Annotated in this window: 15 protein-coding genes; 9 read left to right on the top strand and 6 right to left on the bottom strand. The window is 68.9% G+C overall.

Annotated elements, in window-relative coordinates; translation table 11 throughout:
- Window positions 1-718 (top strand): CHAT domain-containing protein (locus Q0C81_RS05385; RefSeq protein WP_291834645.1); only part of this gene is annotated, 718 nt, incomplete at its 5' end.
- Here the strand turns inward: Q0C81_RS05385 and Q0C81_RS05390 are convergent.
- Window positions 715-1791 (bottom strand): phosphotransferase family protein, encoded by a 1077-nt coding sequence (locus tag Q0C81_RS05390; RefSeq protein ID WP_291834647.1) that lies wholly within the window; start codon window positions 1789-1791, stop codon window positions 715-717. The two genes, Q0C81_RS05385 and Q0C81_RS05390, sit on opposite strands and share 4 nt — an antisense overlap.
- Window positions 1788-3314 carry a glycerol kinase GlpK gene (gene glpK, locus Q0C81_RS05395; RefSeq protein WP_291834649.1) on the bottom strand — a complete coding sequence of 509 codons (1527 nt, stop codon included), beginning with the start codon at window positions 3312-3314 and terminating at the stop codon, window positions 1788-1790. Before glpK ends, Q0C81_RS05390 begins: the two co-directional genes overlap by 4 nt.
- Before the next feature lie 134 nt (window positions 3315-3448).
- Here glpK and Q0C81_RS05400 point away from each other — a divergent pair, with 134 nt between their 5' ends.
- The 3 genes from Q0C81_RS05400 to Q0C81_RS05410 all read left to right on the top strand — a co-directional run bounded on the left by Q0C81_RS05400 (window position 3449) and on the right by Q0C81_RS05410 (window position 6717).
- Window positions 3449-4438 carry a threonine/serine dehydratase gene (locus tag Q0C81_RS05400; protein ID WP_291834653.1) on the top strand — a complete coding sequence of 330 codons (990 nt, stop codon included), beginning with the start codon at window positions 3449-3451 and terminating at the stop codon, window positions 4436-4438.
- A 56-nt stretch (window positions 4439-4494) separates the two neighbouring features.
- Entirely contained in the window at window positions 4495-4950 is a 456-nt protein-coding gene (locus Q0C81_RS05405; protein ID WP_291834656.1) for a MaoC family dehydratase, read from the top strand.
- 69 nt (window positions 4951-5019) lie between these two features.
- Window positions 5020-6717: an MHYT domain-containing protein gene (locus Q0C81_RS05410; protein WP_291834659.1), complete on the top strand. Its 1698-nt coding sequence runs from the start codon at window positions 5020-5022 to the stop codon at window positions 6715-6717.
- 4 nt (window positions 6718-6721) lie between these two features.
- On the opposite strand, the gene Q0C81_RS05415 is transcribed toward Q0C81_RS05410, so the two are convergent.
- Window positions 6722-7657 carry a Gfo/Idh/MocA family oxidoreductase gene (locus Q0C81_RS05415; protein ID WP_291834662.1) on the bottom strand — a complete coding sequence of 312 codons (936 nt, stop codon included), beginning with the start codon at window positions 7655-7657 and terminating at the stop codon, window positions 6722-6724.
- 4 nt (window positions 7658-7661) lie between these two features.
- Window positions 7662-8822, bottom strand: a complete 1161-nt coding sequence (locus Q0C81_RS05420) for a DegT/DnrJ/EryC1/StrS aminotransferase family protein (protein WP_291834666.1) — start codon at window positions 8820-8822, stop codon at window positions 7662-7664.
- Window positions 8823-8986: 164 nt separating this feature from the next.
- Between Q0C81_RS05420 and Q0C81_RS05425 the strand changes: the two genes are divergently transcribed.
- Both Q0C81_RS05425 and Q0C81_RS05430 read left to right on the top strand, forming a co-directional pair.
- The gene (locus tag Q0C81_RS05425; protein WP_291834668.1) at window positions 8987-9499 is read left to right on the top strand and encodes an HAD family hydrolase; all 513 of its coding nucleotides are present in this window, start codon (window positions 8987-8989) and stop codon (window positions 9497-9499) included.
- A gap of 86 nt (window positions 9500-9585) precedes the next feature.
- Window positions 9586-10461 carry an alpha/beta fold hydrolase gene (locus tag Q0C81_RS05430; RefSeq protein WP_291834671.1) on the top strand — a complete coding sequence of 292 codons (876 nt, stop codon included), beginning with the start codon at window positions 9586-9588 and terminating at the stop codon, window positions 10459-10461.
- A 6-nt stretch (window positions 10462-10467) separates the two neighbouring features.
- On the opposite strand, the gene Q0C81_RS05435 is transcribed toward Q0C81_RS05430, so the two are convergent.
- Window positions 10468-12513: an NAD(+) synthase gene (locus Q0C81_RS05435; protein WP_291834676.1), complete on the bottom strand. Its 2046-nt coding sequence runs from the start codon at window positions 12511-12513 to the stop codon at window positions 10468-10470.
- Window positions 12514-12695: 182 nt separating this feature from the next.
- Between Q0C81_RS05435 and ftsY the strand changes: the two genes are divergently transcribed.
- The 3 genes from ftsY to Q0C81_RS05450 all read left to right on the top strand — a co-directional run bounded on the left by ftsY (window position 12696) and on the right by Q0C81_RS05450 (window position 14950).
- A complete protein-coding gene (ftsY, locus tag Q0C81_RS05440; RefSeq protein ID WP_291834679.1) occupies window positions 12696-13631 on the top strand; it encodes a signal recognition particle-docking protein FtsY in 936 nt (311 codons plus the stop codon).
- Between the two features lie 3 nt (window positions 13632-13634).
- The gene (locus tag Q0C81_RS05445) at window positions 13635-14267 is read left to right on the top strand and encodes a septation protein IspZ (protein WP_291834682.1); all 633 of its coding nucleotides are present in this window, start codon (window positions 13635-13637) and stop codon (window positions 14265-14267) included.
- Between the two features lie 77 nt (window positions 14268-14344).
- A complete protein-coding gene (locus Q0C81_RS05450; RefSeq protein ID WP_291834685.1) occupies window positions 14345-14950 on the top strand; it encodes a MarR family transcriptional regulator in 606 nt (201 codons plus the stop codon).
- Window positions 14951-15156: 206 nt separating this feature from the next.
- Here Q0C81_RS05450 and Q0C81_RS05455 read toward each other — a convergent pair.
- On the bottom strand, window positions 15157-16772 hold a 1616-nt coding region (locus tag Q0C81_RS05455; protein WP_291834687.1), incomplete at its 5' end, for a prolyl oligopeptidase family serine peptidase.

Here is a 16772-nt window from a genome sequence, read left to right on the forward strand (position 1 = left end):
GCGGCTGGCCGCCTTCGGCGCGCCCCTGCTGACCGGCGCCCCCGTCGATCCGACGCGCGGCGCGCCCGCCGCCGATACGGTGATGGACGGCCGCCTGGCGGACGTGGCCCGGCTGAAGGCCCTGCCCTATCTGCGCGGCTCGCGGCTGGAGCTGGAGACGCTCAAGGCCCGCTATCCCGACTCCATCGTCCGCATCGGAGCGGAGGCGACCGAGCACGCGGTGCGGGCGGTCGATTTCGCCGCCCTGTCGCGGGCGCGCTTCGTGGTCTTTTCGACCCACGGCCTGATGGCGGGCTCCGCCGCCGCCGAGCCGGGACTGGTCATGACCCCGCCGGACGAGGCGACCGAGGCCGACGACGGCTATCTCAGCGCCTCCGAGGCCGCCCAGTTGAGATTGAACGCCGAGTTCGTGGTCCTGTCCGCCTGCAATACCGCCGCCTCCGACGGGCGGCCGGGCGGGGAGGGGCTGTCGGGCCTGGCGCGGGCCTTCTTCTACGCGGGGGCGCGATCGGTGATGGTCTCGCACTGGGAGGTGTCGGACGCGGCCACCACCACCCTGATCACCGCCACCTTCGCCGATCTGGACAGCCATGCGGCGGGCGATCCCGGCGTCCGCGCCCGGGCCCTGCAGGCGGGCCAGCGCGCTGTCCGCGCCGAACGCCGCTGGTCGCATCCGGCCTATTGGGCGGCCTTCACCCTGGTGGGAGAGCCGGGCTAGGCGCCGGCCTTCCTCGCGTAGCTCCAGGCCGCTTCCGCGAGGAAGGGCACCTGGGCGGCCATGCTCTTCGCCTGCGGCGAGGCGGCGGTGCCGTCGCGGACCCGCCCGGCGATGCCCTGGCAGATGGCCGCCAGCCGGAACAGATTGTAGGCGAACAGCCAGTCGAGGTTCCGGGGCCGCTCGCCCCCCGTCTGCGCCGCATAGCGCTCGACCACCTCATCGACGGACGGAATGCCCAGCGCCTCCAGATCGGCGCCGGCCAGTCCGTTGCGCACCGACTGCGGAATGGCCCAGGCGATCAGCAGGTAGGAGAAGTCGGCCATCGGATCGCCCAGGGTCGACAGCTCCCAGTCCAGCACGGCGCGCACCTCCGCCCGGTCCGGAGCGAGGATCAGGTTGTCGAGGCGGAAGTCGCCATGGACGATCCGCGCCGGCCCTTCCGGCGGCAGGGTGGCGGGCAGGAAGTCGATCAGCCGGTCCATCGCCGGGATCGGATCGATCTCGGAGGCGCGGTACTGCTTGGTCCAGCGCCCGACCTGACGCTCGAAATAATTGCCCGGCTTGCCGTAGTCGCCCAGGCCGATGGCCACGGGGTCGAAGCGGTGCAGGGCGGCCAGGGCGTCGACCTGGGCGTCATAGATGGCGCGGCGCTCGGCGGGCTCCAGGCCCGGAAGCTTGAGGTCCCACAGGACCCGGCCCTCGACCTTGTCCATGACGTAGAACATCGAGCCGATGACGGCGTCGTCGGTGCACAGGGCCCAGGGTCGCGCGACCGGATAGCCCTGGGCGTGCAGGCCCGAGATGACGGTGAACTCGCGGTCCACGGCGTGGGCGCTGGGCAGAAGCGTGCCCGGCGGCTTGCGGCGCAGGACGTAGGTCCGGCCCGGCGTGGACAGCTCATAGGTCGGGTTCGACTGGCCGCCGTTGAACTGGCGCACCGTCAGCGGCCCGGCGTAGCCCTCGACATGGGCCGTCAGCCAGGCGTCCAGCGCGGCCTCGTCCAGGGCGGATCGGGCGTCCACCTCACGGGTGCCGGAGAAGGTCGACTGGGGATCGGTCTGGGTGTCGGTCATTGCGCGGCGATGATGGCGGCCTTGACGGCGCCGCGCCAGCCTTTCAGCAGCCGCTCGCGCTCATCGGCGGCCATGCGGGGACGCCAGACGGCCGGAGCCTCGGCGGGCGCTGCGTCAAGCGTGTCGATCAGCCCACACCCCAGCGCCGCCAGCTTGGCCGCCCCCAGCGCCGTCATCTCCTGAAAAGCGGGTCTCTCCACCGTGACATCGCAGATATCGGCCACGAACTGCATGGCGAAGGCGTTGGCGGTGACCCCGCCGTCGACCTTCAGCACCGACAGCTTCGGGGCCCCGTCCTTCTCCAGCGCCTCCAGCAGGTCGTGGGTCTGGTAGGCCAGCGATTCCAGCGCGGCCCGGACCATGTGGGCGGGGCCGCTGTCGCGGGTCAGGCCGACGATGGTTCCGCGCGCCTCGGGCTCCCACCACGGCGCGCCCAGACCGGTGAAGCCGGGAACCAGATAGACGCCGCCGTTGTCCTTCAGCCCTTGGGCCATGGCCTCGGACTGGCGCGATTCCGAAATCACCTTCAGCCCGTCGCGCAGCCACTGGATCGCCGATCCGGCCGAGAAGATGGAGCCCTCCAGCGCATAGGCCGCCACGCCCTGCGCCTCATAGCCCAGGGTCCCCAGCAGCCGGCTGGTCGAGGTCATGGGCGCCGCGCCGACGTTGGCCACCAGGAAGGCCCCGGTGCCGTAGGTGATCTTGGCGTCCCCAGCCTTCAGCGCGCCATGTCCCACAAGCGCGGCCTGCTGGTCGCCCGCCGCGCCGTGGATCGGCAGGGGCGCGCCCAGCAGGGACGGCTCGCAGTCGCCCAGGTGATCGGCGCAGCCGCGAATCTCGGGCAGGGCCGCCATCGGCACATTGAACAGTTCGGCCAGCTCGGGCCGCCAGGCCCGCGTGCGCAGGTCCATCAGCGAGGTGCGGCTGGCGTTGGTGGCGTCGGTGACGTGGCTGGCTCCGTTCGTCAGCTTCCAGATCAGCCAGGTCTCGATCGTGCCCAGCCTGACCTCGCCCGCCTCGGCCCGCGCCCGCGCGCCCGGGACGGCGTCCAGCAGCCAGGCGAATTTCGAAGCCGAGAAATAGGGGTCGAGGATCAGGCCGGTGGCCGCCTGCACCTCGGGTTCGTGGCCCGCGGCCGCCAGTTCGCCGGTGGCCGCCGCCGTGCGCCGGTCCTGCCAGACGATGGCCCGGTGCAGGGGCTCGCCGGTGGCCGCGTCCCAGAGCACCGAGGTCTCGCGCTGGTTGGTGATGCCGATGGCGGCGAACCGCCCGACGCCGCCCGCCTTGCGCACCACCTCGCGGCAGGTCTGCAGGGTCGCGGCCCAGATCTCGGCGGCGTCATGCTCGACCCAGCCCGGACGGGGGAAATGCTGCTCCAGCTCGATCTGGCTGACCGCCACGGGCCTGAGGCCGCCGACATGTTTGCCTACCGCGCCTTGCGCTGCTTGAGGCGAGGCGCGCTCGAAAGCGATGGCCCGGGTGGAGGTCGTGCCCTGATCGATGGCGAGGATGAGGCTCTTCATGCGTGATTAGTGGCGAGTGGCGAGTGGCGAGGCAAGGACGAGCCCTGCTCATGATCAGCGGACGACTGGGCCCTCCGGTCCGCCGCTTCGCTTGCCACTCGTCACTCGTCACGAAGCTGCGCTAAACCCCAGCCATGACCCACACCGCGTCCTTCGAAGGCGTCCGCGACGCCGCCCGCCAGATCCTCGGCCACGCCGTCCGCACCCCGCTGATCGAAAGCCCCGCCCTGAACGAACGGCTGGGCGGCCGGGTGCTGATGAAAGCCGAGAACCTGCAGCAGGCGGGGGCCTTCAAATTCCGCGGCGCCTGGAACCGCATCAGCCGCCTGACGCCGGACGAGCTGAAGCGCGGCGTCGTCGCCTATTCGTCGGGCAACCACGCCCAGGCCGTGGCCTGCGCGGCGAAGATGATGGGGACCTCGGCCATCATCGTCATGCCGGCCGACAGTCCCAAGGTGAAGGTGGCGGGCGTCATCGGCTTCGGCGGCGAGGTTCGCCTCTACGACCGCTACACCGAGAGCCGGGAGGACATCGGCGAGGAGATCGCCCGGACGCGCGGCAGCGTTCTGGTCCGTCCCTTCGACGACCCCTTCGTGATCGAGGGCCAGGGCACGGTCGGCCTGGAGATCGTCGAGCAGGCGGAAGGCCTCGGCGCAACGATCGACCAGCTGTTGTGCGGCGCCTCGGGCGGCGGGCTGATCGCCGGCGTCAACCTGTCGATGGCGGCCCTGCTGCCGCAGGTTCCGGTGATCGGGATCGAACCGCGCGACTACAACGACACCCAGCTGTCGATGGCGGCGGGCGAGCGCCTGACCCATGCTCCGGCCAAGGGCACGATCTGCGACGCCCTGATGACCGATCGGCCGGGCGAGCTGACCTTCCCGATCAACCGCCGGCTGGCCCGCGTCGAGACGGTGTCCGACGCCGAGGTGGCCGAGGCCGTGCGCTACGCCTTCCACGCCCTGAAACTGGTGGTGGAACCGGGCGGCGCGGTGTCCCTGGCCGCCCTGCTGGCCGGAAAGGCCGAGGCGAAGGACCGGACGACCGCCGTCGTCCTGTCCGGCGGCAACGTCGATCCGACCCTGTTCGCGGAGATCATCGAGGGCCGCTTCGAAGGCCAATAAGGGGGTTTCGAGAGAAGACGGACGCCGGTAGCGTGGCCGGAAAACCGGAGGATCGCATGCCCAAGCCGTCAGAACTGCAGTCGCTCATCGGGACCGAGGTCGGGCTGTCCCGCTGGTTCCTGGTCGATCAGGCGAAAATCGACGCTTTCGCGGACACCACCGAGGACTGGCAGTTCATCCATGTGAACCCGGAGCTGGCGAAACAGACGCCCTTCGGCGGCACGATCGCTCACGGCTTCCTGACCCTGAGCCTCGCCTCGGCCATGTCCTATGACTGCGTCAAGCCGTTGGACGGGGTGGCCATGGGCGTCAACTACGGCTTCGACAAGCTGCGCTTCCTGGCTCCCGTGCCCGCCGGTTCGAAGATTCGCGGCCGGTTCAAGCTGCTGTCCGCCGAGGACAAGGGCGGCGGCCGGTGGCTGATCAAGCATGAGCTGACCGTCGAGATCGAAGGGAGCGAGAAGCCCGCCCTGATCGCTGAATGGTTGAGCATGCAGATGCTTGCAGGTTGAGTGTAGTGGACGCCGCCGCCTTGCTCGGTCGATAACAGCGATTCGAGACCTACCTACGGGACTTCGCCCTTGCACCACGATCACGGCGCCGTCTTCCTGCTTCTGTCCTATGCGGTCGCGGTTCTGGCGGCCTGGACGGCGCTCGACCTGTTCCAGCGCATCCGGGGGCGTGAAGGCCGGGACCAGACGCCGTGGCTGGCCACCGCCGCCGTCGCCATGGGCGGCGGCATATGGGCCATGCATTTCATCGCGATGCTGGGGTTCGATCCGGGCGCCCCGGTCCGGTACGATCCCGGCCTGACGGTCCTGTCCTTCCTGCTGGCCGTGGCGGGCACGGCGGCGGCCTTCTTCGCGGCCTCGCAGGACCGGCTGGGCGCCGGCCGCATTCCAGTCGCCGGCGCGGTCATGGGCGGCGCCATCGCCCTGATGCACTACGTCGGCATGGCGGCGATGCGGACCACCGCGACGGTCGGCTGGCGCATCGAGCTGGTCATCATTTCCATCGTCATCGCCATCGGCGCCTCGATGGCCGCCCTGTGGGCCAGCCGGCGCGAGACCTCGGTGGGCTGGCGCGCGGCGGCGGCGGCCATCCTTGGCGTGGCCGTGGTCGGCATGCACTACACGGGCATGGCCGCGCTTCATCTCCAGCCGGTGAGCGGCGGCCTCGACCATGACGGGGCGCCGCCGCTGGCCATCGCGGTCAGCGTCGCGGCGGTCACGGCGGTGATCCTGTTCATCGGCCTGGCCGCCTCCATGGCCGATGAGCGCGCCCGGCTGCTGTCCGTGCTGGCGGCGGCGGGGGTGGGCTATTGGGAGGTCAATCCCTGGGACCGGACCTTCGCCCTGTCGCCCCGGGCGCGGGAATTGGTCGGGCTCGGCGCGGACCAGGCGACCGGCGACGTGGGCCAGCCGGTCTGGCTGGACGCGGAGCAGCTTCCCGCCCGCAACCTGGCGCTGGAGGCCGCACTGGCGGGCGAGGCGGACTATGACGTGGAATATCCGATCGCCGGCAGCGGACGCTGGGTCCACTCGAGGGGCAGCCTGATCCGCTCCCGTTCGGGACGGGCGCTGAAGCTGGCCGGAGTGGTCAACGACAGCACCGACCGCCGCCGCGCCTTCGAGGCGCTGGAGACCAGCGAGCGCCGCCAGAAACTGCTGATCAACGAGCTGAACCACAGGGTGAAGAACACCCTGGCGACCATCCAGGCGATCTCGGCTCTGACCGCGCGCCGGGCGACCTCGGTGGCGGAGTTCTCCGCCCTGTTCGAGGCGCGGCTGATGGCGCTGTCCGAGACGCACAACCTGCTGACCGCGACGGGGTGGGAGCAGACGACGCTACAGGACCTGCTGGCCAAGGAGCTGCGGCCCTATTCGGCGGAACAGTTCCGGCTGCAGGGGCCCGTGGTGCTGTTCGAGCCGCCGCAGGCGCTGGCCATGGGCATGGTGATCCACGAACTGGTCACCAACGCCACCAAGCACGGGGCGCTGAGCGTCGCCGGCGGCTGCGTGACGGTGTCCTGGACCGCGCCGGACGAGGCCGGGATCGTGGTTCTGGACTGGACCGAAGTAGATGGGCCCCGGATCGCCGCCTCGCCGGAGCGGGTCGGCTTCGGCTCGCGCCTGATCGCCACCAGCCTGAAGGGCGATCTGAGCGGCTCGGCCGAGCTGGACTATGCGGCGAGCGGTCTGACGGCCCGCCTGACCTTCCGCCCGGCTCCCGGACGGCGCGACCTCCTGCTTCGGGAGTCCGCGCCGCTGGAGGCCTGAGCGGTCAGCCCTCGCCGAGGCAGCGCAGGGCGACTTCCAGATTGCGCAGGCCGTCCTCGCCGGTGACCGCGGGCGTCTCGCCGGTGCGGATGGCGTGGGCGAAGGCTTCCAGCTCCTTCTTCAGCGGCTCGTTCGGCCAGCTCATGACGCCGCGCGTCGAATAGCTGCCGTCCGGCTGCTGGCCGAAATACTCGGTCACCTGGCGCGTCATCAGGTCGGCGACGACGAATTTGGTCTTGGTCGCCACCTGGAGGGTGCGGGTCTTGTAGGGCGTGACCCAGTTGGTGGTGATGTGGGCGATGACCCCGTTCTCCAGCCGGAACTGCAGCAGGGCGGTGTCTTCGCGCTCGGCGCGGGTGCGGGCCAGCTGCGGCTGGACCTCGACGATCTCGGAATCCGTCAGGTGGCGGATGATGTCGATGTCGTGCACCGCCAGGTCGATGACCACGCCGACCTCGCCCATGCGCGGCGGGAACGGGCCGACGCGGGTGATCTGGATGGAAATGACGTCCTCGTCGGCGATGGCGCGCTTGACCGCGTCGACCGCCGGATTGAAGCGCTCGACCTGACCGACCATCAGCACCCGGCTGTTGGCCTTGGCGGCGTCGATCATGCGCTGGGCGTCGGCGACCGTGGCGGCGATGGGCTTTTCGACCAGCACATGGACGCCCTTCTCCAGCAGAGCGACCGAAAGGTCCGCATGGTGCCGGTTGGGCGTGGCGACCACGGCGGCGTCCAGACCGGCGGCGACGAAATCGTCGGCCGAGGTGAAGGCCCTGGCGTCATACAGGCCCGCGACGCCCGAGGCGGTGGCTTCATCCGGGTCGAACACCGCCGTCAGGTTGAAGTCGCGGATGTCCGACAGCACGCGGGCATGGTTGCGCCCCATGACGCCGACGCCGGCGACGCCGGCCTTGAGCGGAGTGGTCTGAACGGTCATCCGCTTATCCCTTGAAGCCGGCTACGGCGGCGATGATGCGATCCTGCGTCGCCTCGTCGAGGTCGGCGTGCATCGGCAGGCTTATGACGCGGTCCTTCAGGCGTTCGGTCACCGGCAGGCCCTGCGGCCCCCGCGGGTACATGTCATAGGCGGGCTGCAGGTGCAGCGGGATCGGATAGTAGACCGCCGTCGGCACGCCCTGTTCCTTCAGGTGGGCGGCCAGGGCGTCGCGGTCGTCATGCTCGATCGTGTACTGGGCCCAGTTGGAGATGTTTCCGGCGGGCACGTCCGGCACGGCGGCGACGTGGGCGCGCAGGCCTTCGTTGTAGCGGGCGGCGATGCGGTTGCGCCATTCGATCTCTTCGCCGAACACCTTCAGCTTCTCGATCAGGACGGCGGCCTGGATGGTGTCCAGACGGCTGTTCAGGCCGATGCGCATGTTCAGGTATTTCGGATCGTGCTCGAAGGTGCGGTCCTTCAGGTCGATGGCCACGGCCTTGCCGTGCACGCGGATCGAATCGATCAGCTGGGCCAGCTCGTCGTCATTGGTCAGCACCGCCCCGCCGTCGCCGTAGCAGCCCAGCGGCTTGGCCGGGAAGAAGCTGGTGGTGGTGATGTCGGCCCACTTCAGCGGATGCTCGCCAGAGAGAGTGCAGCCGAAGCCCTGGGCCGAGTCGCAGATCAGCTTCAGGCCATGCTTGTCGCAGATGGCCTTGATGGCCGGATAGTCGGCGGGCTGGCCGAACAGGTCGACGGCGATGACCACGCGCGGGGTCAGCCGGCCTTCCTTGAGCGTGGCCTCGATGGCCGCCTCGAGGTGGCCGGGATCCATGTTGTAGGTCGTCGCGTCCACGTCGATGAAGACCGGCTCGGCGTCGAACCACGGCACGATCTCGGCGGTGGCGGCGAAGGTGAACGACGGCACGAAGACCGCGTCGCCCCGCCCGATCCCCCAGGCCATCAGCGGCAGGGCCAGGGCGTCGGTGCCGTTGGCGCAGCCCAGCGCATGCTTCGCCTGACCGAAGGCGGCCAGGTCGGCCTCGAACTGGCGCACCTGCGGACCCATGACCCAGGCGCCGCCGACGACGGCCTCCTGGACGGCGGCCTCGATCTTTCCGGCCAGGCGCAGGCGCTGGGCCTGGAGGTCGATGAAGGGGATGGTCATGCGGGAATTCTCCGGTCGCGGACGCGCGGGCGGGGCGGCGCGGATTCAACGCGCCGTTCAGGGTGGGCGCTCCCTAACAAATCTGACGAGTTTGCGCCAAACGGCATGGAGTCACTTCGGGTGAGGGATTGCAACGAACCGCGCGGGCGCCTATCCCCGTCGCCATGTCGACCGGCCATCCTGCTGTGTTTCTCGACCGCGACGGCGTGCTGATCGAGGACACAGGCTACCCCCATCTCGAATCCCAGCTGCGCATCATGCCCGGCGCGGCCGAAGCGGTGCGGCGGCTCAATCGCCTGGGCTATCTCTGCGTCATCGTGACCAACCAGTCGGGCGTGGCGCGGGGGCTGTTCACCGAACAGCAGATGCACGCCTTCAACGACCTGATCGTGCGGCGGCTGGCGCTGGGCGGCGGCCGCATCGGCGCGGTCTACGCCTGCCCCTATCATTCCGAGGGCCGGGTCGAGGCCTACATCCACCCGGACCATCCGGACCGGAAGCCCAATCCGGGGATGATTCTGCGCGCCATCGCCGAGCATCACATCGATCCCGCGCGCAGCTTCATGATCGGCGACCAGCCGACCGACATGGAAGCGGCCAGGCGCGCCGGCATCCCCGGCTTCCGCTTCGAGGGCGGCAATCTGGATGACTTCGTGCGCGAGCTTCTGGGCCACTGACGCGCTGGTGACGGGATCGTCAGGGTTCGACCGGTGGGATTTCGCGCGGCGATGAAATACGATCAGGCCTCTACCCCGGAGACCGCATGAGCCAGCCCTATGTCGACCGTCGCTGGAACAGCGCCGATGACCTCAGCCTTTACGCCCGCGACTACGCGCCCTCGGGCGGTCAGGCCAAGCTGCCGGTCATCGCCATCCACGGGCTGACCCGCAATTCGAAGGATTTCGAGGTCATCGCCCCGCTCATCGCCCAGAGCGGCCGCCGGGTGCTGGCCATCGACGTGCGCGGCCGCGGCCTGTCGGACGAAGCCCGCGATCCGATGACCTACCAGCCCGCGACCTATGCGCAGGACGTGCTGGCCCTGATGCGGCAGACCGGCATCGAGCGCGCGGTCTTCGTGGGCACCTCCATGGGCGGGCTGATCACCATGGCGCTGGCCGCCGTCCGGTCCAAGGTCATCGCCGCGGCCATCATCAACGACATCGGCCCCGAGGTGGCGAAGGAAGGGCTGATGCGCATCGCCGCCTATTCCGGCCAGCCGGTCGACACCCCGACCTGGGCCGACGCCGCCGCCTATGCGAAGCGGATCAACGCCGTCGCCTTCCCGCACTACACCGATGCCGACTGGGACGCCTTCGCCCGCCGAATCTTCCGCGAGGGGACGGAGGGCGCGCCGGTGCTGAACTACGACCCGGACATCGCCGTGCCGATCAGGGCGGCGGGGGCCAAGGCCCTGGTTCCGAACCTGTGGCCCATGTTCGGCCGCCTGACCCGGGGCCGGCAGGTGCTGCTGGTGCGAGGGCAGACCTCCGACCTGCTCAGCGAGAGCATCGCCGCCAAGATGCGCAAGCGCGCCCCCAAGATGGATTTCGTCGAAGTCCCGGGGGTCGGCCATGCGCCGATGCTGGACGAACCCGAAGCGAAGGCGGCGATCTTCCCGTTCCTGAACGAAGTGCCCTAGGCGGCCTCAGTCGGGCACGTTCGCTTCCAGCTCGTCGATCCACACCTTCGCCGTCGCGTCAGACGGCGCGCGCCAGTCGCCGCGAGGGCTGAGCGAACCGCCGGTGACGACCTTCGGTCCGTTCGGCACGGCCGAGCGCTTGAACTGGCTGGTCTGGAAGAAGCGGTGCAGGAATTTGCGCAGCCAGGCCTTGATGGTCGGCAGGTCGTATTCGACCTTCTCGTCCTCGGGCGTCCCTTCGGGCCAGTGGCCGGTGGACGCGTCCTTCCAGGCCTGATGGGCCAGGAACGCGACCTTTGACGGGCTCAGGCCGAAGCGGGTGATGTAGAACAGGAAGAAGTCGTTCAGGGCGTAGGGGCCGACGGTCCCTTCCGTGGACTGAATCTTCCCGTCCTGGGCCGGGACCAGTTCGGGCGAAATCTCGGTGTCCAGGATGGCGTGCAGGACGCGGGCGGTCTCGCCCTCGTGTTCCCTGGCCGCCACCCAGCGGATCAGGTGCCGGATCAGGGTCTTCGCCACGCCGCCGTTGACGTTGTAGTGGCTCATGTGGTCGCCGACGCCGTAGGTGGCCCAGCCCAGCGCCAGCTCCGACAGGTCGCCGGTGCCCAGCACCAACCCGCCGTTCTGGTTGGCCAGCCGGAACAGATAGTCGGTCCTGAGGCCCGCCTGCACATTCTCGAAGGTGATGTCATAGACCGCCTCGCCCTTCGCATAGGGATGGCCGATGTCGGCCAGCATCCGCTCGGCGGCGGGGCGGATGTCGATCTCCCCGGCCGTCACGCCCAGCGCGGTCATCAGGGCCAAGGCGTTGGACTTCGTCCCCTCCGAGGTCGCGAACCCCGGCATGGTGTAGGCGAGAATGCCGGTGCGAGGCAGGCCCAGCCGGTCGAAGGCGCGGCAGGCGACCAGCAGCGCCTGGGTCGAATCCAGCCCGCCCGAGACGCCGATCACCAAGGTCCTGGATCCCGTCGCCTTCAGCCGCCGCATCAGGCCCTGCACCTGGATGTTGAAGGCCTCGTAGCAGTCCTGATCCAGCCGCGCGGCGTCGTCGGGCACGAAGGGGAAGCGGTCGAGGGGGCGGATCAGGTCGGCGGCGGCCGGGGCCTCCCGGGCCGTGAATACAAGATGGGTGAACTGAGCGTCCTGCAACTCGGCCTTGGCGCAATCGGCGAAGGTGCCGGTGCGCAGGCGCTCCAGTCCGATCCGGGCGACATCGATGTCCGCGACGGTCAGATGGCTTTCCAGGGAGAACCGCTCGCCTTCGGCAAGCTTCGCGCCCAGTTCGTGGATCGTCGCCTGCCCGTCCCAGGCCAGGTCGGTGGTGCTTTCGCCCCATCCCGACGCTGTGAAGACATAGGCGGCCATGGCGCGCGCCGACTGACTGGCGCAGAGCAGGGCGCGCTCCTCCGCCTTGCCGATGACGATATTGGACGCGGACAGGTTCAGCAGTATCCGCGCGCCGGCCAGCGCCTGCCGGGTTGAAGGCGGCAGGGGCGCCCAGAAGTCCTCGCAAATCTCGACGGCGAACGTGAACTCCGGGCGGTTCTCGGCCTGGAACAGGAGGGTCGAGGCGAACTCTACCGATCTGCCGTGCAAATCGATGTGCCAGCGGCCGGTATCTGTTCCCGCCGAAAACCAGCGCTTCTCGTAGTACTCGCGGTAGTTGGGAAGGTAGGTCTTCGGCACGACGCCGAGCACGGCGCCCGAGCCCAAGACAACGGCGCAGTTGTAAAGGGCGTCGCCGTTGCGGACGGGAGCTCCTACGACAGCGATGACGCCCGCGGCGTCCGCCGCCTCGGCCACGATCGCGATCTGCCGCTCGACCTCGGCCAGCAGCGCGTCCTGCATCAACAGGTCGTCGATGGCGTAGCCGCTCAGCGACAGCTCCGGGAAGACGATCAGGTCGACGCCCTGTTCGCCCGCCTGCCTGATCAGGGCGATGTGTTCGTCGGCGTTGGCGGAAGGGTCGGCGGTATGCACGACCGGGGTCGCGGCGGCGACGCGGACGAAGCCGTGCGTGGCGGGCGAGTGGAACGGGTCAGTTTGGGCCATCAATCTATCCGCTCATCCCGGCGAAAGCCGGGACCCAGTAAGAGCCATGCCACCGACGGCTTGGACCGCCACTTATGCTCATACAGGGTATAACGGCGTAGCCAAAGAACTGGGTCCCGGCTTTCGCCGGGATGAGCGGAGTATGTGGTGACGTGCGAGCCCCGTCCGGCTAAAGCCAAGTCATGACTGACGCGCCGAAAAAAGGCTGGTTCTCCCGGCTCACCGAAGGCCTGAGCCGTTCCTCGAAGCAGATGACCGAACAGGTCGTCGCCACCTTCGTGAAGGAGCCGCTCAGCGACAAGGCGCTGGAGCAGCTGGAAGAACATTTGCTGGAGAGCGATCTGGGCCCGGCGGCGACCGACCGGATCGTCGAGCGCTTCCGCGACCTGCGCTTCGGCGCGGGCGCCGACGAGCGCGAGGTCAAGGAGGCGCTGGCCGAGGCCGTGGCCGCCGAACTGATCAATCACCAGGCCCGCTATGAGCCGCTGGGCGGGGAAAAGCCCTTCGTCACCCTGTTCGTCGGCGTCAACGGTTCGGGCAAGACCACGACCCTGGGCAAGATCGCCTCGGACCTGACCGGCCAGGGCGCAAAGGTCATGATCGTGGCCTGCGACACCTTCCGCGCCGCCGCCCGCGAGCAGCTGAAGGTCTGGGCCGACCGCGCCGGCGCCACGTTCGAAAGCCGCCGCGACGGGGCCGATCCCGCCGGCCTGGCCTTCGACGCCTATACCCGCGCCCGGGCCGAAGGCTTTGACGTCGTCCTGATCGACACGGCCGGGCGGCTGCAGAACAAGTCCGCCCTGATGGACGAGCTGCTGAAGATCGTTCGCGTGCTGAAGAAGATCGATCCGGACGCCCCGCATGAGACCCTGCTGGTGCTGGACGCCACGGTCGGCCGCAATGCGCTGGAACAGGAAAAGATCTTCGGGCGGACGGCCTATGTCTCCGGCGTGGTGATGACCAAGCTGGACGGCACGGCGCGCGGCGGGGTCCTGGTGCCCGTCGCGCAGGCCTCGGACGCCCCGATCAAGCTGATCGGCGTCGGCGAGGGCGTCGACGATCTGCAACCCTTTGACGCGCGAGCCTTTTCAAGGTCTCTGGTGGGACTCGAGGACTAGACCATGACCGAGAGCAGCCCCGCCGCGGCCCGCAACTCCAACATCCGTCAGGCCGTCGATTTCGGCGCCCTGCTGGCCTTCATGGCCGCCTATGCGGTCAATCGCTTCGTACGCGGCCTCGACGGGCAGGAAGCCCTGGTCCAGGCGACCTGGGTGCTGGTGGGCGCCTCCGCCCTCGCCCTGATCGTCGGCTATGTGGTCGAGAAGCGTCTGGCGCCCCTGCCCCTCATCACTGGCGGCTTCGCCCTGATCTTCGGCGTACTGACCCTGGTCTTCCACGATCCGACGCTGCTGAAGATCAAGCTGACCATCCAGAACGGCCTTCTGGCGGTGGTGCTGCTGGGGTCGCTGCCGCTGAAGAAATATCCGTTTAAATATCTGCTGGGCGACGCGATCAAGATCACGGACCTCGGCTGGCGCGGGCTGACCCTACGCTACGGCCTGTATTTCGCGGCGGTGGCCATCGTGAACGAGATCGTCTGGCGCACCCAGGGCGACGATACCTGGGTGGCCTTCCGGGGCGGGCTCTGGATCGCCTCGGCCGCCTTCGGCATCTGGCAGGTGTTCTTCATCATGAAGCATCTGATCAAGGACGATGCGGAACCCGATCCGGTCTCGCCCGATACCGGTCTGTAGGCGTCGCGGGATCGTCCGTCGTCAAACCGTAAAACGCGCCTGCTACCTGTAGCGCTGCAGCCGAGGGGATACGGTTCATGGTCAAGTCCGGTAACAAGCCCAAGCGCGGCGGAGCCCTCGCGGCCTCTCCGAGCCATCTGATTCACCGCGCCCTGCAGTTGGCGCTCGACATCTATGCCGAAGAGACGGGTCCGGACGGTCTGACCCAGCGCCAGTTCGCCGTGCTGGAGGCGGTCAGCCACAAGGCCGGCCTGACCCAGACCGATCTGGTCCGCGCCACCGGCATCGACCGCTCGACCCTGGCCGACCTGGTCGCCCGCATGACCACCAAGGGTCTGCTGGACCGCGAGAAGTCGGCCATCGACGCCCGCGCCAAGGCCGTGCGCCTGTCGGCCGCCGGCGAGACCGCGCTGGAGGCCGCCCGTCCGCGGGTCGAGGCCGCCGACAAGCGGATCATGGCCCTGCTGCCCAAGGGCAAGCGCGACGGCTTCCTGGAGCTGCTGGGCGAACTGGCCGGCGAGGCCGACGCCGCGCCGGTGAAGGCCAAGGCTGAAGCCAAGGCCGCCAAGAAGGCCGCCCGCGAGATGAAGAAGGCCGAGAAGGCCGCCAAGAAGGCCGACAAGCCCGCCAAGGCGGAAAAGCCGGCCAAGGCGAAGAAGACCAAGGTGCTGGAGCCGGCGTAGGCGGCAGGCTCCGTGCTTGGGGCGGTGGGCTTTGGAGCCCAGCCAGTGATTAGTGGTTAGTGATTAGTGGTTCGGCACCGCCAACGCGGTGCGAAACGCGCAGGCGGCGCCGCTGAAACCGCCACCCACCAATCACTCACCACTAATCACTTCCAATCCGTCGATGGAGGCCGGTTGGCCGCCCCGCTTACGGAGCGGCCGCCTCCTCAGTCCATCAGCTGCTGCGACAGGTAGACGTAGTGGCGGGCCCAGCGGCGGGCGTTGGCGACCGGGTCGGCGTCGTTCGAGTGACCGCCCGCCGTCTCCTCATAGTACAGATGGTCGTATCCCATATCGCCCAAACGAGCCGCGAACTTGCGCGCGTGACCCGGATGGACGCGGTCGTCGCGGGTGTTGGTCGTGATGTAGACGCGCGGATAGTGCGCGCCCGGACGAAGCTGCTGATAGGCGGAATAGCGGGCGATCCAGGCGGCTTCCTCGGGAATGCGCGGGTCGCCGTATTCGCCGATCCACGAGGCCCCGGCGGGCAGCTCGTGATAGCGCAGCATGTCGATCAGCGGGCTCTCGATCACCGCCGCGTTGAACAGTTCCGGGTGCTGGGTGATCGACACCGAGGTCAGGACCCCGCCGTTCGACCGGCCGTAGATGCCCAGGCGTCGCGGTGAGGTGATGCCCCGCTGCTCCAGATCGCGGGCCACGGCGGCGAAGTCGTCGAAGGCCAGCTGGCGGTTCTCATTCAGCACGGCCTGGTGCCACTGCGGTCCGAACTCGCCGCCGCCGCGGATGTTGGCCTGGACGAAGACGCCGCCGTTCTCGAGCCACAGCTTGCCCATCTCGGGCTTGTAGGCGGGCGGGAAGGAGACCTGGAAACCACCGTAGCCGAACAGGATGGTCGGGGCCGGGCCGTTCTGGTTGCGCGGGCGGGTGACGAAATAGGGAATCTTGGTCCCGTCGGACGAGGTGGCCTCGAACTGTTCGGTGACGTGGGTCGAGGCGTCGAACTTGGCCGGGGCTGATTTCAGCTCGGTCGGCGCCGCAGCGTCGGCCGCCAGAAGACCCAGCGTGGGCGGCGTCAGGAACCCCTGAGCGGAGACGAAGACCCGTCCCGACGCCTTCGAACTGTCGCCCAATCCGATGGCGCTGTTTTCCGGTCCGGCGATATCGCCCCCCGACCAGACGGCCTGATTGTTCTGGCCGAACCGATAGCGCCTGACCCGGCTGACGACGTTGTCGGAAATGACGGCGACGACGTGGTCGTCCATCACCGCCACGTCCTGAAGCGACTGGCGCGGTGTGGGCGTGAAGATCGTTTCCGGGTCCGTATCGGGATAGAGCCCGCCGGCGCCACGCGCCAGTTCCTCCATGGAAATCGCCAGCAGGGTTCCGGGGGTGATGGTCCGGGCGCCCCAGCGCCACGCCTCGTCATTCGACAGCACCAGCCGCTGCCCCAGGGTTCCATAGATCGAGACCTGTTCGGGCAGGGCCAGCTTCACGGGTCGACCGTCAATCAGCCGCCACGTCTCCGACCTGTAGGTGTCCAGCGGACGCGAGATGATCACGGCCTCCACCGCGCCTCGGCTGTCGCGGTAGACCGAAGCCGAGACGCCATAGCCGCCGTCCGACGGGTCGCCGCGGTAGACCTCGGTCGCCTGGTCCAGCGGCTGGCCGCGCTTCAGGGACTTGATGATGTAGGGATAGCCTGACTCCGTCAGCGTCCCCGCCCCGAAGTCGGTGGCGACCAGAAGCGTGTCGCGATCCAGCCAGCTGATCCGGTGCTTGCCCTCGGGCAGGATGAATCCTCCGTCCACGAAGCGGCGGGTCG

Source organism: Brevundimonas sp., from assembly GCF_023259385.1.
GTDB lineage: Bacteria > Pseudomonadota > Alphaproteobacteria > Caulobacterales > Caulobacteraceae > Brevundimonas.

Excerpts from the sequence above, each read along its gene's own strand:
- Q0C81_RS05390 (WP_291834647.1), bottom strand. The coding sequence starts at position 1,791 with ATGACCGACACCCAGACCGATCCCCAGTCGACCTTCTCCGGCACCCGT.
- glpK (WP_291834649.1), bottom strand. The coding sequence starts at position 3,314 with ATGAAGAGCCTCATCCTCGCCATCGATCAGGGCACGACCTCCACCCGG.
- Q0C81_RS05400 (WP_291834653.1), top strand. The coding sequence starts at position 3,449 with ATGACCCACACCGCGTCCTTCGAAGGCGTCCGCGACGCCGCCCGCCAG.
- Q0C81_RS05405 (WP_291834656.1), top strand. The coding sequence starts at position 4,495 with ATGCCCAAGCCGTCAGAACTGCAGTCGCTCATCGGGACCGAGGTCGGG.
- Q0C81_RS05415 (WP_291834662.1), bottom strand. The coding sequence starts at position 7,657 with ATGACCGTTCAGACCACTCCGCTCAAGGCCGGCGTCGCCGGCGTCGGC.
- Q0C81_RS05420 (WP_291834666.1), bottom strand. The coding sequence starts at position 8,822 with ATGACCATCCCCTTCATCGACCTCCAGGCCCAGCGCCTGCGCCTGGCC.
- Q0C81_RS05425 (WP_291834668.1), top strand. The coding sequence starts at position 8,987 with ATGTCGACCGGCCATCCTGCTGTGTTTCTCGACCGCGACGGCGTGCTG.
- Q0C81_RS05430 (WP_291834671.1), top strand. The coding sequence starts at position 9,586 with ATGAGCCAGCCCTATGTCGACCGTCGCTGGAACAGCGCCGATGACCTC.
- Q0C81_RS05435 (WP_291834676.1), bottom strand. The coding sequence starts at position 12,513 with ATGGCCCAAACTGACCCGTTCCACTCGCCCGCCACGCACGGCTTCGTC.
- ftsY (WP_291834679.1), top strand. The coding sequence starts at position 12,696 with ATGACTGACGCGCCGAAAAAAGGCTGGTTCTCCCGGCTCACCGAAGGC.
- Q0C81_RS05445 (WP_291834682.1), top strand. The coding sequence starts at position 13,635 with ATGACCGAGAGCAGCCCCGCCGCGGCCCGCAACTCCAACATCCGTCAG.
- Q0C81_RS05450 (WP_291834685.1), top strand. The coding sequence starts at position 14,345 with ATGGTCAAGTCCGGTAACAAGCCCAAGCGCGGCGGAGCCCTCGCGGCC.